Source organism: Microbispora sp. ZYX-F-249, from assembly GCF_039649665.1.
GTDB lineage: Bacteria > Actinomycetota > Actinomycetes > Streptosporangiales > Streptosporangiaceae > Microbispora > Microbispora maris.
The window spans coordinates 1-23,442 of sequence record NZ_JBDJAW010000023.1; the positions used below are offsets into that span (position 1 = coordinate 1).

Annotated in this window: 24 protein-coding genes; 11 read left to right on the forward strand and 13 right to left on the reverse strand. The window is 72.4% G+C overall.

Translation table 11 applies throughout. From position 1 onward, the window contains the following. From AAH991_RS25005 to AAH991_RS25040, 8 genes are all read right to left on the reverse strand, one after another. The coding region (locus AAH991_RS25005; RefSeq protein ID WP_346228342.1) for a DUF222 domain-containing protein at positions 1–618 on the reverse strand (618 nt) is incomplete at its 3' end. Positions 619–1,026: 408 nt separating this feature from the next. Continuing rightward, complete coding sequence (locus AAH991_RS25010) at positions 1,027–2,118, reverse strand: cysteine--tRNA ligase (RefSeq protein ID WP_346228343.1); 1,092 nt, start codon at positions 2,116–2,118, stop codon at positions 1,027–1,029. Between the two features lie 43 nt (positions 2,119–2,161). Then, positions 2,162–4,027 carry a sigma factor-like helix-turn-helix DNA-binding protein gene (locus AAH991_RS25015; protein WP_346228344.1) on the reverse strand — a complete coding sequence of 622 codons (1,866 nt, stop codon included), beginning with the start codon at positions 4,025–4,027 and terminating at the stop codon, positions 2,162–2,164. A 55-nt stretch (positions 4,028–4,082) separates the two neighbouring features. Further along, positions 4,083–6,143: a UvrD-helicase domain-containing protein gene (locus tag AAH991_RS25020; RefSeq protein WP_346228345.1), complete on the reverse strand. Its 2,061-nt coding sequence runs from the start codon at positions 6,141–6,143 to the stop codon at positions 4,083–4,085. Between the two features lie 3 nt (positions 6,144–6,146). Then, on the reverse strand, positions 6,147–7,772 hold the full coding sequence (locus AAH991_RS25025) for a hypothetical protein (RefSeq protein ID WP_346228346.1): 1,626 nt from the start codon (positions 7,770–7,772) through the stop codon (positions 6,147–6,149). Between the two features lie 70 nt (positions 7,773–7,842). Next, positions 7,843–8,619 (reverse strand): class I SAM-dependent methyltransferase, encoded by a 777-nt coding sequence (locus AAH991_RS25030; RefSeq protein WP_346228347.1) that lies wholly within the window; start codon positions 8,617–8,619, stop codon positions 7,843–7,845. 125 nt (positions 8,620–8,744) lie between these two features. Continuing rightward, positions 8,745–9,845: an ABC transporter substrate-binding protein gene (locus tag AAH991_RS25035; RefSeq protein ID WP_346228348.1), complete on the reverse strand. Its 1,101-nt coding sequence runs from the start codon at positions 9,843–9,845 to the stop codon at positions 8,745–8,747. 86 nt (positions 9,846–9,931) lie between these two features. Then, positions 9,932–10,168 carry a putative acetyltransferase gene (locus AAH991_RS25040; protein ID WP_428834021.1) on the reverse strand — a complete coding sequence of 79 codons (237 nt, stop codon included), beginning with the start codon at positions 10,166–10,168 and terminating at the stop codon, positions 9,932–9,934. 94 nt (positions 10,169–10,262) lie between these two features. Between AAH991_RS25040 and fdxA the strand changes: the two genes are divergently transcribed. Genes fdxA through dapE form a run of 5 tightly spaced genes read left to right on the forward strand, consistent with a single transcriptional unit; the run spans position 10,263 to position 14,260 of the window. Continuing rightward, entirely contained in the window at positions 10,263–10,589 is a 327-nt protein-coding gene (gene fdxA / locus AAH991_RS25045; protein ID WP_346228349.1) for a ferredoxin, read from the forward strand. Positions 10,590–10,633: 44 nt separating this feature from the next. After that, positions 10,634–11,713, forward strand: a complete 1,080-nt coding sequence (gene dapC / locus AAH991_RS25050; RefSeq protein WP_346228350.1) for a succinyldiaminopimelate transaminase — start codon at positions 10,634–10,636, stop codon at positions 11,711–11,713. 11 nt (positions 11,714–11,724) lie between these two features. Beyond that, positions 11,725–12,357 (forward strand): DUF4178 domain-containing protein, encoded by a 633-nt coding sequence (locus AAH991_RS25055; protein ID WP_346228351.1) that lies wholly within the window; start codon positions 11,725–11,727, stop codon positions 12,355–12,357. Positions 12,358–12,415: 58 nt separating this feature from the next. After that, positions 12,416–13,180 carry a hypothetical protein gene (locus AAH991_RS25060; RefSeq protein ID WP_346228455.1) on the forward strand — a complete coding sequence of 255 codons (765 nt, stop codon included), beginning with the start codon at positions 12,416–12,418 and terminating at the stop codon, positions 13,178–13,180. A gap of 24 nt (positions 13,181–13,204) precedes the next feature. Next, the gene (gene dapE / locus AAH991_RS25065) at positions 13,205–14,260 is read left to right on the forward strand and encodes a succinyl-diaminopimelate desuccinylase (protein ID WP_346228352.1); all 1,056 of its coding nucleotides are present in this window, start codon (positions 13,205–13,207) and stop codon (positions 14,258–14,260) included. 75 nt (positions 14,261–14,335) lie between these two features. On the opposite strand, the gene AAH991_RS25070 is transcribed toward dapE, so the two are convergent. Both AAH991_RS25070 and AAH991_RS25075 read right to left on the reverse strand, forming a co-directional pair. Continuing rightward, positions 14,336–16,537, reverse strand: a complete 2,202-nt coding sequence (locus AAH991_RS25070; RefSeq protein ID WP_346228353.1) for a bifunctional polysaccharide deacetylase/glycosyltransferase family 2 protein — start codon at positions 16,535–16,537, stop codon at positions 14,336–14,338. 16 nt (positions 16,538–16,553) lie between these two features. After that, complete coding sequence (locus tag AAH991_RS25075; RefSeq protein WP_346228354.1) at positions 16,554–17,108, reverse strand: hypothetical protein; 555 nt, start codon at positions 17,106–17,108, stop codon at positions 16,554–16,556. Between the two features lie 122 nt (positions 17,109–17,230). On the opposite strand from AAH991_RS25075, the gene AAH991_RS25080 reads away from it, so the two are divergent. Both AAH991_RS25080 and AAH991_RS25085 read left to right on the forward strand, forming a co-directional pair. After that, positions 17,231–17,977, forward strand: coding sequence for an LOG family protein (locus AAH991_RS25080; protein ID WP_346228355.1), 747 nt, complete (start codon positions 17,231–17,233; stop codon positions 17,975–17,977). 9 nt (positions 17,978–17,986) lie between these two features. Beyond that, positions 17,987–18,565: an LOG family protein gene (locus AAH991_RS25085; protein ID WP_346228356.1), complete on the forward strand. Its 579-nt coding sequence runs from the start codon at positions 17,987–17,989 to the stop codon at positions 18,563–18,565. Here the strand turns inward: AAH991_RS25085 and AAH991_RS25090 are convergent. Further along, a complete protein-coding gene (locus AAH991_RS25090) occupies positions 18,562–18,834 on the reverse strand; it encodes a hypothetical protein (protein ID WP_346228357.1) in 273 nt (90 codons plus the stop codon). The two genes, AAH991_RS25085 and AAH991_RS25090, sit on opposite strands and share 4 nt — an antisense overlap. Before the next feature lie 43 nt (positions 18,835–18,877). Here AAH991_RS25090 and AAH991_RS25095 point away from each other — a divergent pair, with 43 nt between their 5' ends. Continuing rightward, positions 18,878–19,279: a hypothetical protein gene (locus AAH991_RS25095; protein ID WP_346228358.1), complete on the forward strand. Its 402-nt coding sequence runs from the start codon at positions 18,878–18,880 to the stop codon at positions 19,277–19,279. Further along, positions 19,276–19,854, forward strand: a complete 579-nt coding sequence (locus tag AAH991_RS25100) for a DNA-3-methyladenine glycosylase I (RefSeq protein WP_346228359.1) — start codon at positions 19,276–19,278, stop codon at positions 19,852–19,854. Before AAH991_RS25095 ends, AAH991_RS25100 begins: the two co-directional genes overlap by 4 nt. Positions 19,855–20,012: 158 nt before the next feature. Here AAH991_RS25100 and AAH991_RS25105 read toward each other — a convergent pair whose 3' ends face one another. Both AAH991_RS25105 and AAH991_RS25110 read right to left on the reverse strand, forming a co-directional pair. Next, the gene (locus AAH991_RS25105) at positions 20,013–20,792 is read right to left on the reverse strand and encodes an enoyl-CoA hydratase-related protein (RefSeq protein ID WP_428834022.1); all 780 of its coding nucleotides are present in this window, start codon (positions 20,790–20,792) and stop codon (positions 20,013–20,015) included. 1 nt (position 20,793) lies between these two features. Further along, positions 20,794–21,621, reverse strand: coding sequence for a PaaX family transcriptional regulator (locus AAH991_RS25110; RefSeq protein ID WP_346228361.1), 828 nt, complete (start codon positions 21,619–21,621; stop codon positions 20,794–20,796). A 126-nt stretch (positions 21,622–21,747) separates the two neighbouring features. On the opposite strand from AAH991_RS25110, the gene AAH991_RS25115 reads away from it, so the two are divergent. Both AAH991_RS25115 and AAH991_RS25120 read left to right on the forward strand, forming a co-directional pair. After that, positions 21,748–21,915: a DUF3117 domain-containing protein gene (locus AAH991_RS25115; RefSeq protein ID WP_076433904.1), complete on the forward strand. Its 168-nt coding sequence runs from the start codon at positions 21,748–21,750 to the stop codon at positions 21,913–21,915. A 78-nt stretch (positions 21,916–21,993) separates the two neighbouring features. Beyond that, on the forward strand, positions 21,994–23,439 hold the full coding sequence (locus AAH991_RS25120; RefSeq protein WP_428834023.1) for a leucyl aminopeptidase: 1,446 nt from the start codon (positions 21,994–21,996) through the stop codon (positions 23,437–23,439). The last annotated feature ends 3 nt before the right edge of the window (positions 23,440–23,442 follow it).

Below are 23,442 nucleotides of genomic sequence, written 5' to 3' on the forward strand. Positions count from 1 at the left end.
CGGTTTGGCGTAGGCGTCCAGCAACGCCTGCAACCGGGCGGCGTGCTCACGCGGGAGATAGAACTCCCCTTCCAGCCCGCCGCCCTTGCCCGGGCGGACCCGGAGGAACCGCCGCGCGTAGTCGGCCCGCTCATCGCGGTCCTCACCATCGGGGTCCAGCACCGCCCGCAGATAACGACCCGCCTTGGCCACCTCCGCCGCGCCCGCCCTGGCCGCCAGCTCCACCAGGATCGGCTCGGCCAGCGCGGCCTGCTCATCCGGCAACCCGGAGATCGCCGCGCAGATGGCTTCGGCCACTCCGGCCGCCAGCTCGCCGGCGGCGAACTTCTCCCGCACCCGAGGCAGGCGGGCCAGCTCCACCGCCAACGTCAGCAGCCGGCCCGCACCGACGACGGTCATCCCGCCCGAGGTGCGCAGCCAACTGCGGGTGGAGGCATGACCGTGCCGCCTGGCCTGCCCCACCCGATGCACCCGCGCCACCCGATCCGCAAGAGCAGACGTGATCCGATCCCGGGCGAACAACAGGTCCTCGGCCTCGGCCAGGCAGATGTCCGCATCGTCGGGAACCGGCGCCGACGCCAACGCCTGCGCCGACTCCCGCACCGAGGCCACCAGCACCCACGACGACCGGCCCCGCCGATCACCCGCGCCAGCGGTGTCCGCACCGGCGGTATCCGCCCCGGCAGAGTCCGCCCCAACAGAACCCGCCCCGGCGGAGCTCCCGGCCTCCTCACCGTGGTCGGCGGGGCGGCTGTCGTTATGGCCGGAGGCTCCTCCGGTCGCGGCTCCACAGCCGCAGGTGCACGAATTTCTGGAGGCCCACAACGGTGACTCGGCAGTCAGCCGCTCCCACCAGCCGCCGTCGGGGCTGTTCGAAGGATGAGGGAAATCAGGATCGACAGCTAGCGGATCCATCGCGCCTCCCCACCAAAATCGAACTCTTGTATGAATTCTTTCACGCCGTCGCATCGCGAACACCTGTGAGCGGCGATTTGTTGGAGCGACAGGTTGGGCGGGGAGTGCCCGTCAGATCCGGCCGATGTCGGCGGGGAGATCGAGGGCGAGCACGTGGTCGAAGTGGAGGAAGGTCTCGAACTTGGAACCCGGCGCGACCGACTCGTCGGCCTCCAGGTCGCGCAACAGGCGCAGCGCCTCCGGCGTGTCGAGGTCGTCGTCCAAGGCCTGCTGGACGCGCTGGGCGTGGGCATCGTCGATCGGTCGGCTCGGCGATTCGGCCCATTCGGCGACCCGGCGCCGGAGCCGCCGCAGTTCTTCATCGGCGGTGCGGAGGGCGTCCCAGGTGAGGTCGACCGGTCGCCGGTAGTGGTGCTCGAGCAGGGCCAGCCGTACGGCGAGGGGGTCGAGGCCGGCGGCGGCGACGCCGGACAGCGAGACCACGTCGCCGGTGCCGGCGGGGCGGCCGTCGAACAGCAGGCGCCCGGAGTGCGCCCAGTGGGCGGCGGCCTCCTGACCCGTCGCGGCGTTCGACTGGGCCCGCGCCCGCTCGTGGTGGGGGAAGCACAGGTCGGCCCCGCCCACGTACAGGTCGAAGCGCGCGCCGAGGAAGCGCAGCGGCGTGGCCGAACATTCGATGTCGCGGCCGGGGAGACCGCGTCCCCAGGGGGCGTTCCAGGCCGACCCGGCGCCGCCGTCCGTCGAATCCCCCAGGGGCTCCCACAGGGGCCAGTCGGAGACCGCGTCGGGCTTGCCGGAGATGTCGCCGTACGTGGGGAAGGATGCCGCGTCGAAGAACACCGCCCCCTCGGGGGTCACGTAGGCGTGGCCGCGCTCGATGAGCCGTCCGATGAGCTCGATCACCACGCCCATGGTCTCGCTGGTCCGGGGGGAGTGCTCGGGGGCGCGCATGTTGAGCGCGAGCGTGTCGGCGTCCAGTGAGGCGCCGTCTCCGCCACCGAGGTCGGAGACGTTGCGGCAGGCGAGCACCCGCAGTCCGGCGCGCTCGGCGAGGCGGCGGACCAGGTCGGCGAGCAGGGCGGGGCGTAGGTCGGCGAGACCGGCGGTCTCATGCGCGGTACAGGTGTACACCCGCAGGATTCGCGAGCCGGCCGGGGCGGCAGGCACGACCTGCCGGGTCAGGGTGTCGTGGAGCCGCAACATGGTCCGAGCCTACGTGCTGCCCCCGACATCACTCCGCCCGGAGTCAGGCGAGGAAGGTCAGGATGTCGCGGTCGCCGCGCTCGCGCAGGCGATCGAGGACCTCCTCGCGGGCGATCCCCTCGGGCAGGCCGATGCGCGCGCCGATGAGCCGCAGGCCCTCGGCCTCCGACGCCACCGGAGCGGTGTACCCGATCAGGTGCAGCGCCTGGTTGATCGCGGGCAGCCCGGCCGCCGCGGCGGGCAGGAAACGGGTCAGCAGCTCGCCGCCGTCGGAGACCGTGAGGAAGACGTGGTCGCCCTCGGACGCGTTGTACTCGGCCAGCACGTTCCTGATCGAGCCGATCGTCGGCTGGTTGTGCCAGCTGATCACCACCTCACCCGACGCGGTGGAGGCGGTGAGCTGGCCGCCGGGCGCCATGCCGAGGTGCGCGGCGAAACCGGTCGGCAGCGGGGAGCCCGAGCCCCGCAGGTGCTCGGCGTTCACGTCCACCCGGTGCCACCAGCGGCCGTCCCTGCTGCGGAAGCAGCGGCGGGTCATCGACACGTCGCGGCGCGGCTGGTACGGCTCGGCCTGGTCCTGCCCGGCCACCCTGATGTAGCCGCGCTGGGTCCGCTCGAACCCCGGCCCTCCGGCGTACGCCCTGATGGAGCTCTCGCTCACGTCGTAGCGGGAGGTCAGGTTGTCCACCACCGTGCTCACGGACGCCTCGCCGCCCGCGCGCTCGATCTCCCGAATGATCATCTCCCGGATGCCGAGGTACTCGTCGCCGCCCCAGCGGCGCAGGCCGTACTTGCTGCGGTCGAGCCGGATGAACCGCTCGTCGGAGGCGAGCTGGTTGCGGATGCCGACGAGGCTGTAGTCCTCGCCGATGCGCGTCTGGATCTCCTCGGGGGTGAGCGGCGCGTGGGTCACCGCCAGCACGGCCTCCGCCTTGTCGCCCATGCTGCGCGGCCAGGGGACGACGTGGCCGTCCAGCACGCGTAGGTGCGGCACCGACGCGAGCCAGCGCTCGGCGATGTCCTCCCGGATGCCGAGCTGGGAGACGAGGGAGACCGCCTCGTCGAGTGGCCGGGGGCCGTCGGCGAACAGCTGCCGCGTCTTCTCCCTGAGCTCGTCCGCGCCGCCCGCGACCAGCCAGCCGTCCACCTGCTCGTACCCCGTGAGCAGCGTGCGGACGAACCGCCAGGCGGGGATCGCGAGCGTGATCAGCTCGGTACGGTGCCACGGCACGGCCGCCGCGAGGTCGTCGGCGGGCACGGCCGAGCCCAGCCGGGTGCGCAGCCAGGACAGGTGGGCGTTCAGCGGCGCGGCGGCCGGTCCGTTCAGCCAGTCCATCACGTGGTCGCGCAGGTCGCGCTCGATCTGCCGTATGCGCTCGCGGGTGACCGAGAAACGCTGGGCCAGCTCGTCCAGTGTGGCCCGCTGGGCCTGGCCCGGCTGCTGGGAGGCGTCGAAGTAGAGCCGGTCCCGCGCGATGGCCCGCTGACGGTCGTCCAGCCGCGCGAAGATCTCGTCGATGATCTCGGGCATCGGCCGCTCGGGGAGAGCGGGCGGGACCGCGGCTCCGGCCGGCTCCCGCGCCGGCTCGGTGGCCAGCAGCTTGTCGATCACGTCGACGTACAGCTCGTGGACGCTCTCCCGGGGGCCGGGCGTCTGCAGGCTCTCCTCGGGGTGGGTGAACCTCAGCAGCGGCAGGATGTCGCCGAGGACCAGGTGCGCCCAGCAGGCGATCGTGAGATCGGCGAGCCGGGAGGCGACCTGGCCGGTCCCCACCGCCGCACAGGCCCGGTCGAGGGGGAGCGCCTGCCACCACGCGTCGGGAAGACCGGGGTCGCTCGCGATCGGCTCTACCTGGCTGGGCGCGGTCCAGCGCAGCGGAGGCACGATGTCGCTAAGGCTGAGGTTCATGCAGGTCCAACCGGCAAGGGGAATATATCCGCAGTTCAGACTAGGGGATCCGACGTCAGGCCGGGATGAAGGGACTGGCTCGGCCGGAATAGGACACGTAGAGCAACTCCCCTGCCCGCGTACATGCCACGTAGAGCAGCCCCCGTTCGCGTTGCAGATCGTGCGCCCGGGCCGTCGGGTCCTCGTCGGCCGGGGTCAGCGCGTCCGGCGCCGGCACGATTCCGTCAGCCACGCCTATCACGGCCACCCGACGGAATTCCAGCCCTTTCATGCCATGAAGGGACGTGACTTTGACCGTGATGCCCGCTTCGCGTAGTGCGGTGCGTGCGTTGCGCACGAGGTCGGGGGTGCGGGCGGCGACCGCGATCTGCGCGGTCGGCACGCCCTCCTCCAGCCACTCGGCCACGGTGGAGACGAGCCCGGTGATCTCCGCCTCCGCGCTCACGTACTCACGCACCACGGGACGCCGGCCGTGGTCCAGCGCGCGGTAGCCGTACATCGCGGCGTTGCCCGCGACCAGACCGTCCGCGGGGCCGCCGCCCCGCAGTCGCACCCCCCACGAGAGGATCTCGGCGGGCAGCCGGTGGGAGATCCTCAGGCGGAACCCGCGGGCGGGGATGCCGACGTCCGCGAGCGCCACCCGCGTGTCGAACATCCGCTGGTGCGGGTCCCCCAGGATGAACAGGTCGTTCGGGGCGGCGGGGACCGCCGCGCGCAGCAGCCGCCACTGCGCCGGGTGCAGGTCCTGCGCCTCGTCCACGACGATGTGCCGGTACGGCTCCCGCCCCGGCGCCTCGTCGCCCAGCAGATCGCCGACGGCCCGTCCGAGCAGGCCCGCCGCCTCGGAGGCGAGCTGGAGCAGGGTGCGCCGGCCGGACTCGCGCAGCCGTCGTACGACGTGCTGGACGGCCTCCCACACCATCGTCCTCGCCTCGGCGTCCAGGCGGACGCCGCGGCCGGGCCGGGCCGCGGCCTGGTACTCCTCCAGCGTGCGAAGGTCCTGCGCGAGGATCACCTGCTCCCATTCGCGCAGCAGGAAGGCGCTGCCGAAGCGCCCGACGGCCGCCTCCTGCCACAGGTCGGCCAGGTCGTCGGAGGAGACGAGCGCCGGGGCGCGGCCCTCCGCCGCGGCGACGATGCGGTGGGCGATCCGGTCCACGTTGCCCACCTCGACGCGCTTGCGGACCAGCTCGTCATCGATGATCATGTCGAGCCGCGCGGACAGCTCGGTCGCGAGGCCCTGTGAGAACGTGACGAGCAGCACCGGGCCGGTGGCCGCGCGGGCCAGCAGGGCGGCCCGGTGCAGCGCGATCACCGTCTTGCCGGTGCCCGCGCCCCCGGTGATCAGCACCGGCTGCTCGTACGCCGGCCAGTTGGCGTACGTGTGCTGCGGCGGGTACAGGAACGTGCACCAGGCGGGCAGCGTGAGGATGCGCTCGAGCTCGGCGGCGTCGGCGGCGAACGCGGCCCGGTCGGGGCTGCGCCGCAGCGCCGCGAGCAGGTCCTCGGGGTCGACGTCGTCGGCGACGCGCGAGCGGCAGGCGTCCAGCTCGCGCCAGGCCGCGGCGAGCGAGCCGCCGCGGGCGAGCGCCGCGAGCGGCGCGTACTGGCTCTGCGGGAGCATGGGCTCCACGGCCGTGAGATGCGACTCCGACGTCATCAGCCGCAGCAGCGGCAGCAGGCGGGCGTCGACGCCGATGTTCAGCAGGTCGGTGTCGCACCAGTTCTCGAAGATCGGCCGCCCGCCGGACTCCGCCGCGCGGCGCAGGGCGGGCTCGATCCGTTCGAGGGCCTCGGCGTCCCAGGTCTCGACGATCCCGATCGCCGTGTTGACGCCGACCCTGTGCCGCTGGGCGTACGACCACGCCTCGGCGTCCGGGAGCACGGTGAGCAGCCAGTAGACGTCCTCCTGCCGCACCACCACCCCCCGGTGACGGTCGGCCAGCCGGAGCGTGGCGACGCGGGGATCGCGGCTGTTGCGCACCCTCTCGGGGTGCGGCGCGGCGGACGCGTTCAGCAGGAACCGGCGTACCGCGACGGCGACGTCCCGGCGGACGGGCCGGGTGAGCGCGCCGAGCCCGCGCAGGAACTCCGGGGAGATCGCGAGCCGGGGCATGGGCTATCCCAGCAGGGTCAGAAGGTCGCGGTCCCCGCGTTCACGCAGCCGCGCGAGGAGTTCCGGCCGCTCGACGTCTCCGGCGAGGCCGACGCGCGTCGCGATCACCTGCTCCGCCTGCTCGGGCGTGCCGCTCGGCGTGGTGTAGCCCACCAGGCGCAGGGCCCGGCTCGTCTGGTCGCCGCCGTCGGCGGCGGGCAGGTGCCGTACGCGCAGCATGCCCTCCTCGGACAGGGTCAGGAAGATGTGGCTGCCCTCCTCCGCGGAGATCTCGCTGAGAATCCCCCGGAGGGAGTCCAGGGCCGGCCGCGCGCGCCAGGAGAGCGCGACCTCGCCGGCCGCGCTGTGCACCGTGCGGTCCTCGCCCGGCACGAGGCCGATGTAGGCGGCGAACCCGCTCGGCAGCGGCACCTCGACACCGTCGAGGTGTTCGCCGGACACGTCCACCCTGAGCCACCACCTGCCGTCCGGCTGCCGGAAACACCGCCGGGTCAGCGCCACGTCCTTGAGCCCGCTCTGCCGGCGGTCCGCCTTCTGGGCGCGCAGTTGCGGCACGCTCTCCAGCCACTGCCGCGCCACGTCGGGACGTATGCCGAGAGAGGAGATCATCTCCAGCGCCTGGGAGACGGTCGGCGGGCGCTCGGCCGAGGCGATCAGGTTCCGCGTCTTCTCCCGCAGTTCCTCGATGTCGCCGGCCACGAGCCAGTCGCCGGACAGGCGGTGGCCGGGGAGCGTGGCGAGCACGAACCGCCAGGCGGGCACCTCCAGCGAGCGCAGTTCGCGCTCGTGCCACTCGGCGGCCGCGACGAACCGCGACTTCGGGACCGCGGCTCCGAGCTCGTCGGTGAGACGGGCCAGGTGCTGGTTGTACGGCGCCGCCACGGGCAGCGCGAGCCAGCGCGACAGCCGGTCGCGCAGGGCCGCTTCCGACTCGTGGATGACGGCGGGAGGGACGGCCAGCAGTTTGGCCAGTTGCTCGGGCGCGGACGGCTCGCCGGTGAAGACCCGGTTCTGCGCCACCATCCAGGTCTGGTCGTCCAGGTCGCCGAACGCCGCGTCGATCAGCGCGGGCAGGTCCTGGTCCAGAACCGGCTCCTCCGCCGGCTCGGCGTGCTCCGGCTCCTCCGCCGGCGCTGCGTGCTCCGGCTCGGCCTGCTCCGGCTCGGCAGCCTCCTCCCGAGGGGGGATCTCCTCCGGAGGCACCTCTTCGGGGGCCATCTGCGAGAACACGGCGGTGAAGAGGGCCGTCAGCACGGGCCGGGCCTTGACGAACGGCTGGTCGGCCAGTTCCCGGCCGGACAGCGCGAGAAGGCCGTGCCACGACCCCGCCCGGTCGAGCGCGATCGCGACCTGGGGGTCGTCGGCCTCGTCGGGATCCATCACGTACAACGCGGGCAGCACGTCGCCGACGGCCGCCGCCGGCCAGTGGTCGAGCGCGAGCCCGGTGAGCAGGTCGCCGAGCGCCTCGGCGTCCAGGACGGCGAGCACGCGGTGCAGGGGCAGCGTCCGCCACCAGGCGTCCGGCAGGCCGGGCCGGTCGGTCAGCGCGGTGATACGGGCAGCGTCACTCCAGCGCAGTGGTGGCACGAGGTCACTCAGGCAGAAGTTCATGCTTTCCCCATCACTCACAGAGACCAGTCCATAGTCTGGCAAATCGCCCCCGCTGTGGTGGAGGTTCGGGGTTCACGCGACTCGCGGCTCAGCGGCGTTCGGCTGCGAAGCGGAGGCGGACGTAGTCGGCCATCCAGCCGGTCTCCCGGCGCAGGGCGGGGGCGGCCAGTTCGTTGACCCGGCGCAGCAGCGGCTCCACGGCCGCCGGGGGGACCCGGTCGAGCAGTGAGCCGGCGAACATCCGGACCCAGTCGGCCGCGCCGTTCGGGCACTCGTCGAGGGGGGTGGGACGGTCGAAATACTCCAGCAGCCGGACCGTGAAGCCGCCCTTCTCCAGGCGGAGGGCGTACTCGGCCGGGCTGGGGAAGTACCACGGCAGCTCGGGCTCGCGCAGGCCGTACTCGCGCCAGGCGGTGAACACGGCGGCGGTCAGGGCCGCGCAGTTGCCCGCGCCGCCCATCTCGGCGACGAACCGGCCGCCCGGCCGCAGCGCCTCCCGCACGCAGCCGATCACCGCGTCGGGGTCGCGGCTCATCCAGTGCAGCGCCGCGTTCGAGAAGACCGCGTCGTACGGCTGGGCGACGGTGAAGTCGTAACCGTCGCCCACGGTGAAGTCGAGTCCGGGATGGTGCGCGATGGCCTGCTCGATCATGGAGTGGGAGCCGTCGATGCCCAGCACGTGAGCGCCGCGCCTGGCGATGTCGGCGGTCAGCACGCCGGTGCCGCACCCGAGGTCGAGCACGCGCTCACCGGGACGAGGGTCGAGCAGTTCCACCAGCGGAGCACCGTGGGCGGAGACGTAGCCGAAGGAGCTGTCGTAGGCGCGAGCGTTCCATCGGGTGAGACTGGGAGTTTCGTACCTCAAGATCGGCTCGCATTCTGACACGTGGTGCCCTGTGTCGGGATTGCCGCAGTCTCATGCCGACTTGTGAGACTGCTGGGCTGACGACACACTTTACGGCTTCCGCCGCCCCCGCGAGATCAGGTGGCTCAGCCGACCATCCGGGCCCAGTTCGCGGCCACGTACGCCTTGGCCCGATCCTGCTCGGGGACGCTCAGGATGACCGGGTCGCCCGACACCCCGGGCAGCCTGGCGGCGGCGTCCCCGTCGAGCGCGTCGCGCATCTCCATCGCCTCGATGCGGGCGGGGCGGGCGAAGGCCTTGAGAAAGAGGTTCTGGCCCTCGTCGGACAGCAGGAACTCCTCCCAGAGCCGGGCGGCGGCGGGGTGCGGCGCGTCGGCGCTGACCGCCTGCATGTAGTAGGAGGCGAGCACCTCGTTCTTGGGGATCGTCACCCGCCAGGCCGCCGCGCCGCGCCCGGAGGCGGCACGCGCCGCGTTCATGAAGTCCCAGTCCACCACGGCGGTCGCCTGGTCGGGCCGGCCGAGCATGCCGCCCTTCTTCAGCCGCGCGAACAGGTTCACGCCCCGCGCGGCGTCCGGCAGACCCTTGCCCAGCGAGGCGGCCATCACGGCGTCGAACGCCGACGCCACCCGGCGCGGGTCGCCCGGCAGCGCCACCACGGTCCCGGGCCTGACCAGCGCGCCGTACGACGCGGGAGCGGGCACCTTCCGGGGGTCGTAGCCGATCGACATGTAGCCGCCGTAGGCGGCGAACCAGCGTCCCCTCTGCTCCTTGACGTCGTCGGGGATGTCCGCCCAGCCGGTCACCCGGTAGGGCGCGAAGAGCTTGGCGTTGGCGACCGCGACCTCCAGGGTGAGGTCGAAGACGTCCGGCGCCTGCTTGGTCCCCTTCAGCCGGGCCGCGGTGTCGATCTCCTGCTTGCTGCTCGCCTCCGGCGCGATCGAGGTCACCTTGATGCCGTACTTGTCGGAGAACCTCGCGATGATCTCCTTGTAACCCACCCAGCCGCCCGGCAGGCCCACGACGGTGAGCGCACCCTCCTTCTTGGCCGCCTCGACGAGCCTGTCCATGGTCCCGAACCCGGACTCCAGGCTGTCGGCGCGGGGGTTCAGGGGAGGCAGCGGCTTGTCCGACGAGGACGGCGACGACGGCTTCGAGCAGGCGGAGGCCGCGGACAGGAGGATCGCCGCCGAGGAGATCGTCACGACGCAGGCACGTATGGTCACGCCGCGTATGCTCCCCGCGTCGCGGCGGCCGTTCGCGTCGGCGCGCTGGGGGATTACCGAGTCGGCGTCCGCTGCAGGCGCGGGGATTACCGGGCGGGCGGCGCCGGCGGCACGACCTTGGCGGCGGCCAGGGTGTCCTCGGCGATCTCGACGAGGCTTCCGTCCCGTTTCCGCACGATGAGCACGCCGTCGTGCCAGGACTCCAACACGCCGACCGCGTCCCGGTACCCACCGGGCACCGTGCGTCGCGTCGTCACCCGTTTGCCCACGTCGGCGGGGGTGACGGCGATCACGAAACGGGCTCCGAGCCGAGGGGCCACCACGATTGCCCCCCTCCTGTTCCGGCTAGTCGGCAGGCACCGCAATACTAGGGCTAGCAACCCGCGGTCGAGCCGTGCAACCCAGAAGGAGCCCGAGGTGACGTACGTCATCGCGCAGCCTTGCGTGGACGTCCTGGACAAGGCGTGCATCGAGGAATGCCCCGTCGATTGCATCTACGAGGGCGAACGCATGCTCTACATCCACCCCGACGAGTGCGTGGACTGCGGTGCGTGCGAGCCGGTGTGCCCCGTAGAGGCGATTTTCTACGAAGACGACCTTCCCGAGCAGTGGAAGGACTTCTACAAGGCCAACGTCGACTTCTTCGAGGAGCTGGGCTCGCCCGGCGGCGCCTCGAAGGTCGGCAAGATCAACAAGGATCACCCGGTGGTCGCGGCGCTCCCGCCGCAGGGTGAGGACCACTGACCTACGCCTGACCGGCGTGGTCCGTGACGACTGGGGGATTTTCTTTGCTTGCGTTGCCGGACTTCCCATGGGATCGGCTCGTGCCCTATCAGGACCTGGCACGGGCGCATCCCGGCGGGATCGTCGACCTGTCGGTCGGCACACCGGTAGACCCGGTGCCCCCGGTCGCCCGCGAGGCGCTCGCCGCCGCCGCCGACAGCCCCGGCTATCCCCTGACGTACGGCACGCCGCGGCTGCGTGAGGCGGCCGCGGGCTGGCTGCGGCGGCGGCACGGCGTCACGGTCGACCCCGCCGACGTGTTGCCGACCATCGGCTCCAAGGAACTGGTGGCCTGGCTGCCGACGCTGCTCGGCGTGCGGCCCGGCGATCGCGTGGTCTTCCCCGAACTCGCCTATCCCACCTACGACGTGGGCGCGAGGCTGGCCGGGGCCGAGCCCTACGCGTCCGACGGGCTCCTCGCGCTGGGCCCGGAGCGGGTCCCGCTCGTCTGGGTGAACTCGCCGTCCAACCCCACCGGGCGCGTCCTGCCCGCCGAGCACCTGCGCAAGGTCGTCGCGTGGGCGCGCGAGCGCGGCGCGGTCGTCGCGTCCGACGAGTGCTACATCGAGCTGGGCTGGGAGGAGCACCCGGTCTCCGTCCTCCATCCGGACGTGTGCGAGGGCTCCCACGAGAACCTGCTCGCGGTCCACTCGCTGTCGAAACGGTCGAACTTCGCCGGATACCGCGCGGGCTTCGTCACCGGCGACCCCCGGCTCGTACGGCGGCTGCTGGAGGTGCGCAAGCACGCCGGCATGATGATGCCCGCCCCGGTCCAGGCCGCGACGGCGGCCGTGCTGGACGACGACGCGCACGCCGACGAGCAGCGCGAGCGGTACGCCCGGCGACGGGCGGCGCTGCGGCCCGCGCTGGAGCGGGCCGGCTGGCGGGTCGAGCACTCGGCCGCCGGGCTCTACCTGTGGGCCACGAACGGCTCCGGCTGCTGGGACCAGGTGCGCGCCCTGGCCGAGCGGGGCATCCTCGTCGCGCCGGGCGAGTTCTACGGTGACGCCGGGCGTGCCCACGTCCGCATCGCCGTCACCGCCACGGACGAGCGCGTCGATGCGGCGGTCAGCCGCCTCCAGTAGGATCGCGCGCCATGACGACAGCGATCGTGATCGTGCTGAGCCTCGCCACGGTCGTCGTGCTGGGCGTCTTCGCCGCGGCCCGGCGCACCCGGGCGCGGCGGCCGGTCCGCACCCCGCCCGCCCCCGCGGGAGGGTCCTCGCCGTCCGACCCCTCGGCGGACCCGGACTTCTTCGACCCCCGCACGATCCGGGTGGGGGACACCGTCTACGTGGAGGCCGCACGTTACCGGGCCGCCGGCGCCCTGCACTGCACCATGCAGGGCGAGAAGTGGACGGAGTACCTCCTGGACGAGGGCGCCCGGCGGTACAACTGGCTGTCGGTCGAGGAGCGGCCGGGCCGGGAGGGCGAGCCCCTCCACCTGGAGGTCCTGCTGTGGACCGACGTGCCGACCCAGGGCATGGTGCCGGCCAAGCACATGCTGATCGTGGACGGCGTCGAGTTCTCCCCGATCGAGCGCGGCACGGCCGCCTTCCGCTCCGAGGGGACGACCGGGCTGCCCGAGCGCGGCCTGCTCGACTTCGCCGACTACCGGGCGGCCGACGGCCGCCTGCTGTCGTTCCAGCGTGTCCAGGGTGGTCAGTGGGAGGCGTCCTACGCCCGCCCGCTCACCCCCGGTTCGGTCCGGGTGGATCGGCTGCCCTGATCACCGGGGTAGGTTCTGCTTCGTGGAACGGCGCCTTACCAAACCTGTCGTGACCGTCATGGTCATCGTCGCCCTGCTGGCCGCGGCCATCTTCTACGGCGCCTACCACTTGCTGAAGCGGACCGAGCCGTTCGCTCTGGGCGAACACTGCATCGTCAAGACCACCGACGGCACGCTCGACATCGACATCGAGCAGGCCCAGGTCGCCGCCACCATCGCGGCCGTCGCCGTGCGGCGCAAGCTGCCCGAGCGCGCCCTCCAGATCGCCTACGTCACCGCGATCCAGGAGTCCAAGCTGGCCAACCTGCCGTACGGCGACCGCGACTCGGTGGGCGTCTTCCAGCAGCGGCCCTCGCAGGGCTGGGGGACGGCCGAGCAGTTGCAGGACCCCGTCTACGCGACGCGGAAGTTCTTCGCCGCCCTGGAGAAGGTGAAGAACTACCGGACCCTGCCGCTGCACGAGGCGGCCCAGGCCGTGCAGCGCTCCGCCGACGGCTCGGCCTACGCCGAGCACGAGTACGACGCCAAGATCCTCTCGGCGGCGTTCATCGGGCGCGTCCCCCAGGCGGTGCACTGCTGGTATCCGCCCTCGGACAAGCCGGCCTCGGCGCAGCCGGAGGCCGCGCGCAAGCAGCTCGTCCGCGCGCTCGGGACGGACTCCGCGCCCAAGCGCGGCTGGCTGGTGGCCGCCTGGTACGTCGCCCACGCACAGAGGTACCACCTGCGCCAGGTGCGTTTCGAGGGCGTCACCTGGACGGCCGCCAGCGGGCACGACGGCTGGCGCAAGGACGCCAAGCCCGTCGCCACCGTGCAGATCGCGTGACCCGGTCGATTAAGGTCGGGTGACATGCGGCTTGACCTTGCCCAGGACGTGGGCGCGCTGACGGCGCGACTGGTGGACATCGAATCGGTGAGCGGCGCGGAGAAGGCGCTGGCCGACGCCATCGAGGAGGCACTCGTTCCGCTCCCGCACCTGACGGTGCTGCGGGACGGAGACGCCGTGGTGGCGCGCACCGATCTCGGCCGGGCCGAGCGCGTGGTGATCGCCGGGCACATCGACACGGTCCCGGTGGCGGGCAACCTGCCCAGCAGGGTCGAGGACGGCGTGCTGCACGGGTGCGGCACCTCCGACATGAAGAGCGGCGTTGCCGTCCAGCTCAAGCTCTGCCTGCTGGCCGAGCCGAACCGCGACCTCACCTTCGTCTTCTACGACTGCGAGGAGGTCGAGGCCGAGCGGAGCGGCCTGCTGCGGCTCACCCGCACCCATCCCGAGTGGATCACGGGTGATTTCGCGGTCGTGATGGAGCCGACCGACGGGCTCATCGAGGGCGGCTGCCAGGGCACGCTGCGGGCCGACATCACGGTCAAGGGCGTGCGGGCGCACAGCGCCAGGTCGTGGGAGGGCGTCAACGCCATCCACGGCATCGCGCCGGTCCTGGAGATCCTTTCCGGTTACGAGGCGCGGCGCCCGGTGGTGGACGGCCTCCAGTTCCGCGAGGGGCTCAACGCGGTGGGCGTACGCGGCGGGGTGGCCGGGAACGTGATCCCGGACGAGTGCGCGGTGACCGTGAACTACCGCTTCGCCCCCGACCGCACGCTGGAGGAGGCGTTCGCCCACGTCCAGGAGGTCTTCGACGGCTTCGACGTGCGCCTCACCGACGGCGCGCCGGGCGCGCGTCCCGGGCTGACCCACCCGGTCGCCGCGGCGTTCGCGGACGCGATCGGCGGCACGCCCCGGGCCAAGCTCGGCTGGACCGACGTCGCGCGGTTCTCGGCCCTCGGCATGCCCGCCGTCAACTGCGGCCCGGGCAACCCCGACATCGCGCACACGGCCGGGGAGAACGTGAGCCTGGCGAAGATCGCCGAGAGCGAGCGCCGCATGACCGCCTGGCTGACCGCATAGCCCGTAGATAGAAGAAAGTGGCTCTCCTCGCCGGCCATTTGGCGGGGAAAGCCACTTTCGTCCCGAGCAGCACCCTCATTCCTTAGACGGAGCCTCGGCGAAGACCGGTTCCACGCTCCCGGGAATGTTTTCAAAATTCTTCAGGGTGTTGAAGGTGCCCTCCCGCCGCACGGTGTGCCACCGCAAGCGCACCCCGAGAACGGCCGTGGCGACGGACTGGATGACCACCAGATACATCAGCTGCCGGTAGACGAACTGCTGCAGCGGGAGCACCCACAGCGCCGACGCCCGTTCGCCGTCCAAGCGCAGCGCGTACCACCCGCTGAGTGCCTGGGCGGTGACGAATCCGGCCCAGACCGCGACGACGGGCAGCGGATCGGCCACCGCCACGCTGTAGACCGCCATGATGTCGACCACCGGGGCCAGCAACGGCAGGACCACCTGGAAGAGCGTGAGATACCCGAGGCACCGGCGGCCGAAGGGTCCTCGCTCCAGCACCGCCCCGCGGTGCTTCCACATCGCCTGCAGAGTGCCGTAGCACCAGCGGTAGCGCTGGCGCCACAGCTGCCGCAGCGAGGTGGGCGCCTCGGTCCAGGCCCGGGCCCGTTCCTCGTAGACGACCCGCCAGCCCGCCCGGCAGATCGCCATCGTGAGGTCGGTGTCCTCGGCGAGGGTGTCGAGGCTGACGCCGCCGACCGACAGCAGCGCCTGCCGGCGGAAGGCGCCGATCGCGCCGGGCACCGTCGCCATGCAGCCGAGCAGGTCGAAGGCGCGCCGGTCGAGGTTGAACCCGATGACGTACTCGATGTGCTGCCATCGGCCGATCATGCCGCGGCGGTTGCCGACCTTCGTGTTGCCGCTGACCGCGCCCACCGAAGGGTCGGCGAGCGGCTGGACGAGGTTGCCGATGGTCGACGGCTCGAAGACGGTGTCGCCGTCCACCATGATCAGGATGTCGTGTGAGGCGTGGGCGATGCCGGTGTTGAGCGCGGCGGGCTTGCCGCCGTTGGGCTGACGTATGACGCGTACGCCGGGCAGATTCAGCGAGGCGGCGATCTCCGCCGTGCGATCGCTGGAACCGTCGTCCACGACCAGCACCTCGACCCGTCCCGAGTAGTCCGTCGTCACCAGCGAGCGGACCGTCGCCTCGATCCCCGCCTCCTCGTTGTACGCGGGGACGATCACCGACACGGCCGGAGGGGCCGGCCACACGGGCACGCGGTCACGCCTGCGTCTGGGGGCGTTCTCCGGGCGCCTGCGGCGGGTCCTGCGGGCATGGACCCAGGCCAGCGAGACGAAGAAGGCCAGGCGGGCGAGGGTGAGCATCCCGGCGACGGCGAGGACCCAGCCCAGTGAACCGGTGAAGGCGGCCGAGACCCGCTGAGCGACGGCGAGAACGCTCCCGAGGAAGCGCTCGACGGTCCCGGTGGGCGTGTGGGCCGAGGGCAGCCCGGCGGCCTTCGTGAGCGTGGTGGCCGAGTAGCCCTTCTTCGTCAGTGCGTTCAGCAAGGCGTCGACGGCGGCCACAGTCCCGCTCCGGTCGCCTCCGGCGTCGTGGAACATGACCACCGCGCCCCGGCCCCGGCGCGGGAGCGTGTCCCTCACCATCCGGTCGACCGCGGGACGGCTCCAGTCCCGCGAGTCGAGGTCGGTGAGGGCCACCAGGTATCCCTCGTCCCCGAGTACGTGCATGGCCGCGAGCTGGGCGCCGCCGACCGCCGACGGCGAGGAGGAGTACGGCAGGCGCGCCAGGCGCGTGTGCACCCCCGTCGTGCCCGCGAGGACCTTCTGCGTGAGGGACATCTCCAGCCGGGTGCGCCAGAGCGGGGTGGTCGTCAGGTCGGCGTGGGTGTAGGTGTGGTTGCCGAGCTCGTGCCCCTCCGCGAGGATCCTGCGGACCAGCTCGGGGTGCTCGGCCACGTGGGCGCCCACCACGAAGAAGGTCGCCTTGGCGCCGTGCCTGCGCAGCACGTCGAGGATCCGGGGGGTCCACTTCGGGTCGGGGCCGTCGTCGAAGGTCAGCGCGACCGTCCGGGCGGCCGTACGCACGGTGCGAGGGCGCGGGCCCGAGGCGTTCACGACCGGCCCGCCCGAGCGGACCCGGTCGAGCTCGGGGGAGTGCTCCTCGCCCGCGGCAGGGGGCGCGTGGGTCTCGCCGACGACGTTGTGCGCGAAGCCGTCGAGCAGCAGCGCGCCGGCCGTCAGCAGGGCCGCGATCGCCACGAGGAACCAGTGGCCGCGGGGGTCGGTCCGCTTGCCGCGCCGTCCTGCCGTCATCGCGTGCTCACCCTCTTCACTTGGGTCCGCGCGTCCGGCCGACCTGACCCGGCGGTGTGCCGCCGTGGCCGGGGTTCGCCGTCGGCGCCTCCGTGACCTCGGGCGACGGTTCCGCAGGTGGTCCCGCCGTCTCGGACGGCGAGGGCCGCCGGGCCGGCGCCGAGGAGGGGACGCGGGACGGGACGGAGGACGGGACGGAGGACGGGGAGGCGGACGGCCGGGGTGGCCGGGAGGCGGACGGCCGAGCGGCGGGCGAGGTGGTCGTCCGCGTGGGACGGGCGGCGGGCGTCGGCGCCGGAGGCCGGGCGGAGGTGCTCGTCCTTTGCGAGGGGGAGGGGCTGGGCGAGCGTGACTGCGGATGCGCCGCGTCCGTCCGGCCACTCTGCCCCGGCCAGTTCAGCGCGGGGAGACCGGAGCCGCCGACCATGCCGCCGAGCACGCCGACCAGCAGAGTCACCGTGAGAGCCGTGACCAGCACTCCGGTGACGATCGCGGTGACGGTCAGCACCTTGCTTCTGCGACCGGTGTGGTCGACGAAGACGGCTGTGCTCGTGGGGTGTGGCTCTCTCACGGGTTTTGATGCTATTGAGGCTGGGCTGATGTTTGGGACCCCGTATGACGTTTGGGGCATAACTAATCGGGTACTTCGCGCGTCTTGCACCGTTACCGATTCCGACCGTTAGCGTGACCGTCATGAACCACACCCGACCCGAACGCCGGCAGGGTCCGTCCCTGGTCCGCGGCGGCCTCGTCCCCGAATCCACCCACGACCAGCGCCTGCTCGACCGCCGTGGTCCCACCGGCTGGCTGCACGAGGATCCCTGGCGGGTCCTGCGCATCCAGTCCGAGTTCGTCGAGGGTTTCGGCGCCCTCGCGGACCTTCCCCCCGCCGTGACCGTCTTCGGCTCGGCCCGCACCGGTCCCGACAGCCCGGAGTACGAACTCGGGGTGAAGGTCGGCTCGGCGCTCGCCAAGGCGGGCTACGCGGTGATCACCGGCGGCGGCCCCGGCGTGATGGAGGCGGCCAACAAGGGCGCGCTCGAAGCCGGCGGCGTCTCGGTCGGCCTCGGCATCGAGCTGCCGCACGAGCAGCGCCTCAACGACTACGTGGACCTCGGCATCGAGTTCCGCTACTTCTTCGTGCGCAAGACGATGTTCGTCAAGTACGCCAGCGGGTTCGTGGCCCTGCCCGGCGGTTTCGGGACGCTCGACGAGCTGTTCGAGGCGCTGACCCTGGTCCAGACCCGGAAGGTCACCTCGTTCCCGGTGATCATGATGGGCGCCGCGTTCTGGGCGCCGCTCGTCGACTGGGTCCGCGACACGCTGCTGACCACCGGCAAGATCTCGAAGCAGGACGTCGACCTGATCTCGGTCACCGACGACCCCGACGAGGCCGTGCGGATCATCGTGGAGGCCGACCGGCGCGCCGCCACTCAGTAGGGTTGCCCTGTGTTCGTCTGCGTGTACTGCTCGTCCAGCCAGAAGATCGACCGCAAGTACCTCGACCTCGCCCGTGAGGTGGGGACGGAACTGGCCCACCGCGGCCACGGCCTCGTCAGCGGAGGCGCGATCGTCTCCTGCATGGGCGAGGTCGCCCGGGCGGTCCGGGCCGGCGGCGGCCACACCATCGGGGTGATCCCCCAGGCCCTGGTCGACGTCGAGATCGCCGACACCGACTCCGACGAGCTGATCGTCACGGCCGGCATGCGCGAGCGCAAGGGGATCATGGACGCCAGGTCCGACGCGTTCCTCGTGCTCCCGGGCGGCATCGGCACCCTGGAGGAGCTGTTCGAGATCTGGACCTCCCGGGTGCTCGGCCTGCACGAGCGGCCGCTGGTCGTCCTCGACCCCTGGGGCCTGTACGCGCCGCTGCGCGATCTGGTCGACGGCATGTACGAGCAGGGCTTCACCCGGCCGAACGTGTTCGACGCGATCTCGTGGGCGACCACGGTGGAGGAGGCGCTCGACATGCTCGAGCTGTCCACCGTCCGCCTCAGCCCCACGGGCGAGGAGCTCGGCGAGAGCTAAGCCAGGCCGCGGCGGGTCAGGGCGGGGGGCCTGCGGCCCAGCAGGGCCTCGGTCATGTCGAGGGCCTGCCGTACGTCGTGGGACGTGCGGAAGACGCTCGCGCCCGCCCAGGCGAACGCGGCGGCGGCCGCGAGGGCCTCGGTCTCGTCGCCGGGGAGCGTCACGACGACGGTGTGTCCCGCCCGGGCCAGCGCGGACACCTCCGGCAGCGAGGCGGCCTCGACCCAGCCGGGCTCGGTCTCGTCGTCGGGCCCGATCACGCGCGTCATGCTTCCATGCTCGCACGCCGGTGAGTTGTGGCACGATTCGTATGTGCTGGTCGTACTCGTCATCGCCGGGCTCGCCGTGATCGTCTGCGTGGTCATGGTCTCGTTGGGACGCGGCGGGGAGATGGCGGAGTTCCCTCCTGACGCGCCGCCGCTCGATCTGCCCGCGGCCGGCCAGGTGACCCCCGCCGACCTGATCGCGCTTCAGCTCCCCATCGGCCTCGTGGGCTACAGCACCCAGGCGGTCGACGAGACCCTGCACCGCGTCTCGGTCGCGCTGGGGGAGCGCGACACCCGCATCGCCGTGCTGGAGCAGCGCGTGGCCGAGTTATCGTACGCCCGGCCGCAGGTGCGTCAGGAGACGCCGCAGGCCGAGGCGGAGCGGACCGACGCCGCCGACGAGAGCCTGGCCGAGCGTGATCGCGCCGAGGCGGAGGAGGCGTGGTGACGGCGCACGACGGGCTCGTCCGCTGCGGGTGGGCGGGCACGACGCCCGACTACGTCGCCTACCACGACGAGGAGTGGGGCCGTCCGGTCCGCGGGGACGACCTCGTCTTCGAACGGATCACCCTTGAGGCGTTCCAGTCCGGCCTGTCGTGGCTGACGATCCTGCGCAAGCGGGACAACTTCCGCAAGGCGTTCGCCGGGTTCTCCATCCCGGCGGTGGCGGCCTTCGGCGAGAGCGACGTGGAGCGCCTCCTCGCCGACACGGGCATCGTGCGCAACCGCGCCAAGATCGAGGCGGCCGTCGCCAACGCCCGCGCCGCCGCGGAGCTGCCGGGCGGGCTGTCGGCGCTGGTGTGGCGGTACGCCGAGGAGCCCGGGCGGGTGCCCGCCACCCTCGCCGACGTCCCGGCCAGCACCGCCGGCTCCACGGCGCTGGCCAAGGAGCTCAAGAAGAACGGCTTCCGCTTCGTCGGGCCCACCACGGCCTACGCCCTGATGCAGGCCATCGGGCTGGTGAACGACCACGTGGCCGACTGCCACGTCCGAGAGGCCGTCAGCGCCCTCCGCCGTGTCTGATTGCTTCTAAGCGCCTATCGGCCTTCGCTGTGTTGTCTGCTTCGAAGCGCCTACCGGCCTTCGCTGTGTTGTCTGCTTGAAAGCGCCTACCGGCCTTCGCTGTGTTGTCTGCTTGAAAGCGCCTATCGGCCTTCGCTGTGTTGTCTGCTTCGAAGCGCCTATCGGCCTTCGAAGGTCGGCCTCTCCTTGTTGAGGAACGCCTTGGTCGCCGCCGCGTGGTCGGCGGTGGCCGCACACTCGTCCTGAAGCTCCGCCTCCCGCTCCAGCGCGTCGGCGAGGGAGCAGGACGCCGCGTGGTCCAGCGCCGCCTTCGTGGCGGCGTACGCCCGGGTGGGCCCCTGCGCGAGCCGTACGGCGAGGCCGCGGGCGGCGGACGCCAGCCGGTCGGCCGGGACCACCTCGGCGACCAGGCCGAGCTCCAGGGCCCTGGCGGCGTCCACGACCTCGCCGAGCAGCAGCATCTGGCGGGCGCGCGCGGGACCGACGAGCCGCTGCAGGGTCCACGACGCGCCGGAGTCGGGCGCGAGCCCGATCCCGGTGAACGCCATCGAGAATCTGGCGCCCTCCGCCACCACCCGGAAGTCGCACGCGAACGCCAGCGAGGCGCCCGCCCCCGCGGCGACCCCGTTGACGGCGGCCACGACGGGCTTGCCCATCGTGGCGACGGCCAGCACGATCGGGTTGTAGTGCTCGCGCACGGTGTTGGCCAGCCCGAGACCCCGGTCGAGGTTGCCGGCGTGCTCGCGCAGGTCCTGCCCCGCGCAGAAGGCCCGGCCCGCGCCGGTGAGGAGCACGGCCCGCACCGACGCGTCGTCCGCGGCGCGCCGCACGGCCGCGAGCAGTTCGGTATTCATCGCGACGGTCAGCGAGTTCATCGCGTCGGGGCGGTTCAGTGTGATCGTGGCGACGGCTTCGTCGACGTCGTAGGTCACGGTCATCTCAGGCGGCTCCATTCAGTGTGCGGTCCACGAACGCGGCGGCGGCGGGCAACAGCCGCGCGGCCTCCTGGTCGAAGAAGGCGCGGGCCTTCTCGCCCGGCCAGCCCGGCGGCAGCAGATCGGCGGGGAGCCCGGGGTCGCGGAACAGGAAGTTGCGCCAGCCGTGCACCAGCCTGCTGCGGACGGCGAAGACCCGGTCGTCCGGCGCGTCGTCGGGCAGCGAGCCGACCAGGTCCGCGGCGCTGGCCAGCCAATCCTCGTACGCGTCGCCGATGGCGTCCAGGTCCCACGCGCGGGCGAGCAGGTCACGCGGGTCGCCCTCGTACGCGGCGTCGAACCGATGGCCGGGCACCCGCAGCGCGTCGAGCTCCGGCGACGGCCGGGGGCCGATCCAGGTCGTCTCCGACAGCGGGGCGTATCCGAGGAAGGCGAGGTCGGCACGGAGCCGCTCGCGCCGGGCCCGGTCCCTGACCGGTTCGAGCACCAGGACGTGCCAGCGCCCGGCCCACGGCGCGTCGCCCCCGCGGTAGACGCGGGCCGCCGTCTCGTCGAGCCTGCGTTCGCACTTCGGGGTGACCGCGTACCCCGGTCCCTGCGGCAGCCGTACGGGGTCGAGCCAGCCCTGCCTGACCATGCGGGATATGGCGGTCCTCACGGCGGGCGCCGCGATGTCGAGCGGCGCGAGCAGCCTCACGAGCGCGGCCACTGAGGCACGGCCACCACGGGTGCGAAGGTGGTCCCCATAAAGATCGAAAAGCGCGGCTCGGGCGTTCACCCCACCCAGTGTGGGGTCACGTCCGGTCCGTCCACAACGCGTGCCGCGCCGCATTGATCCACTGACCGGAGCCGGGCCGTTACCTTTTTGAGCTCGGAGGCGGGATAATAGAACATCACAGAAACGTGAATACGCCGGTTACCCTCCGGGGCGGCCGACAACGCGGGAAGGGATACACGCATGGCGGCGATGAAGCCGCGGACCGGTGACGGTCCGCTGGAGGTCACCAAGGAAGGACGGGGCATCGTCATGCGGGTCCCTCTCGAAGGTGGCGGCCGACTCGTCGTGGAGCTGTCCGCGGACGAGGCCAGTGCCCTCGGCGACGCGCTGAAGAAGGTGGTCGGCTGATCTGATCAGCCGACCTGTTCGATTCACGGCCCTGGCGGCGGGTGATCCCGCCCCGGGGCCGCCCTGTTGGAGGTGGACGTGCCCATCGAGACCACGCCGGTCTTCGCCGGTCCTCACGGTGACGACAGTCGCGGCGCCGGGGTCGCGCCGGACGCCGACCTGGTGGCCGTGCCCTTCGGCCCGGATCTGACCCCCGCCGCGGCGTCCTGGCTCGAGTCGCCCGTGCCGGTGGACGCGCTGCTCGCGCATTACGAGGCCAAGGGGGAGCCCGGCGAGGTCGTGGAGGTGCCGGTGGCGCGGGACGGCGGCGTCCGCCGCGTCCTGCTGTACGGCACCGGCGACGGCTCGGCCGCCGCGCTGCGCAAGGCCGGGGCGGCCGTCGCGAGGCGGGCGAAGGGCCGCGCCTCGCTGTCGGTCGTCGTCCCGTCCGAGGGGGAGTCCGCCGCCCTGGTCGAGGGGGCGCTGCTCGCGGCGTACACGTTCACCATCGGCAACGGCCGCACCAAGCCGGTAGGGGAGATCGTCTTCGTCGGCGGGGACGAGCGGGAGCTGAAGCGCGGCGAGGCCGTCGCGCGGGCCACCGCCCTCGCCCGCGACCTCGTCAACACCCCGTCCTCGGTGAAGACGCCCGCGTGGCTCGCCGACCAGGCGAAGGCGGTCGCGGCCGAGTCCGGGCTCGACGTGCGGGTGTGGGAGGAGCCCGAGCTCGGTGAGTTCGGCGGCATCAGGGCGGTCGGGCAGGGGTCGGTCAGCCCGCCGCGCCTGGTCCAGCTCTCCTACACCCCGGAGAACCCGCGCGCCCACGTGGTGCTCGCCGGCAAGGGCATCACGTTCGACACCGGCGGCCTGTCCCTGAAGCCCACCGAGGGCATGAAGGCGATGAAGACGGACATGGCGGGCGGCGCCGCCGTCATCGCCGCGATGAGCGCGCTGGCGGCCTTCGAGGCGCCGGTGCGGGTCACCGGCCTCGTGGCGTGCGCGGAGAACTCCATCTCGGGATCGGCGCAGCGGCCCGGGGACGTCATCACCCAGTACGGCGGGCGCACGGTCGAGGTGCTGAACACCGACGCCGAGGGCCGTCTGGTGCTGGCCGACGCGCTGGCGTACGCGCACGCCGAGCTGGACCCCGACGTCGTCGTCGACATCGCGACGCTGACCGGGGCGGCCAAGGTCGCGCTCGGCCAGTCGCTCGCGGCCGTCTACTCGACCGACGACTCGCTGGCCGCCGCGCTGGTAGACGCCGGCGAGGCCAGCGGGGAGCGGCTGTGGCGGATGCCGCTCGTCGAGGACTACCGCGCGATGCTCGATTCTGACGTGGCCGACCTGGCCAACATCGACACGATGAAGTCGGGCGCGGCGGGGTCGATCACCGCGGCGCTGTTCCTGCGCGAGTTCACCGGCGGCCGGCCCTGGGCGCACCTGGACATCGCGGGGCCCGCGCGGGCCGGCTCGGACGAGGGGGAGATCACCAAGGGCGGCACCGGCTTCGGCGTCCGCCTGCTCCTGCGTTACCTGACCGCCTGACGC

What these genes read in the sequence shown, in the direction of transcription:
- AAH991_RS25070 (WP_346228353.1), bottom strand. Translation starts at nt 16,537, where the DNA reads ATGACGGCAGGACGGCGCGGCAAGCGGACCGACCCCCGCGGCCACTGG.
- AAH991_RS25020 (WP_346228345.1), bottom strand. Translation starts at nt 6,143, where the DNA reads ATGCCCCGGCTCGCGATCTCCCCGGAGTTCCTGCGCGGGCTCGGCGCG.
- AAH991_RS25110 (WP_346228361.1), bottom strand. Translation starts at nt 21,621, where the DNA reads ATGCGGCGCGGCACGCGTTGTGGACGGACCGGACGTGACCCCACACTG.
- AAH991_RS25015 (WP_346228344.1), bottom strand. Translation starts at nt 4,027, where the DNA reads ATGAACCTCAGCCTTAGCGACATCGTGCCTCCGCTGCGCTGGACCGCG.
- AAH991_RS25115 (WP_076433904.1), top strand. Translation starts at nt 21,748, where the DNA reads ATGGCGGCGATGAAGCCGCGGACCGGTGACGGTCCGCTGGAGGTCACC.
- AAH991_RS25055 (WP_346228351.1), top strand. Translation starts at nt 11,725, where the DNA reads ATGACGACAGCGATCGTGATCGTGCTGAGCCTCGCCACGGTCGTCGTG.
- AAH991_RS25010 (WP_346228343.1), bottom strand. Translation starts at nt 2,118, where the DNA reads ATGTTGCGGCTCCACGACACCCTGACCCGGCAGGTCGTGCCTGCCGCC.
- AAH991_RS25090 (WP_346228357.1), bottom strand. Translation starts at nt 18,834, where the DNA reads ATGACGCGCGTGATCGGGCCCGACGACGAGACCGAGCCCGGCTGGGTC.
- AAH991_RS25060 (WP_346228455.1), top strand. Translation starts at nt 12,416, where the DNA reads ATGGTCATCGTCGCCCTGCTGGCCGCGGCCATCTTCTACGGCGCCTAC.
- AAH991_RS25080 (WP_346228355.1), top strand. Translation starts at nt 17,231, where the DNA reads ATGAACCACACCCGACCCGAACGCCGGCAGGGTCCGTCCCTGGTCCGC.
- AAH991_RS25105 (WP_428834022.1), bottom strand. Translation starts at nt 20,792, where the DNA reads ATGACCGTGACCTACGACGTCGACGAAGCCGTCGCCACGATCACACTG.
- dapE (WP_346228352.1), top strand. Translation starts at nt 13,205, where the DNA reads ATGCGGCTTGACCTTGCCCAGGACGTGGGCGCGCTGACGGCGCGACTG.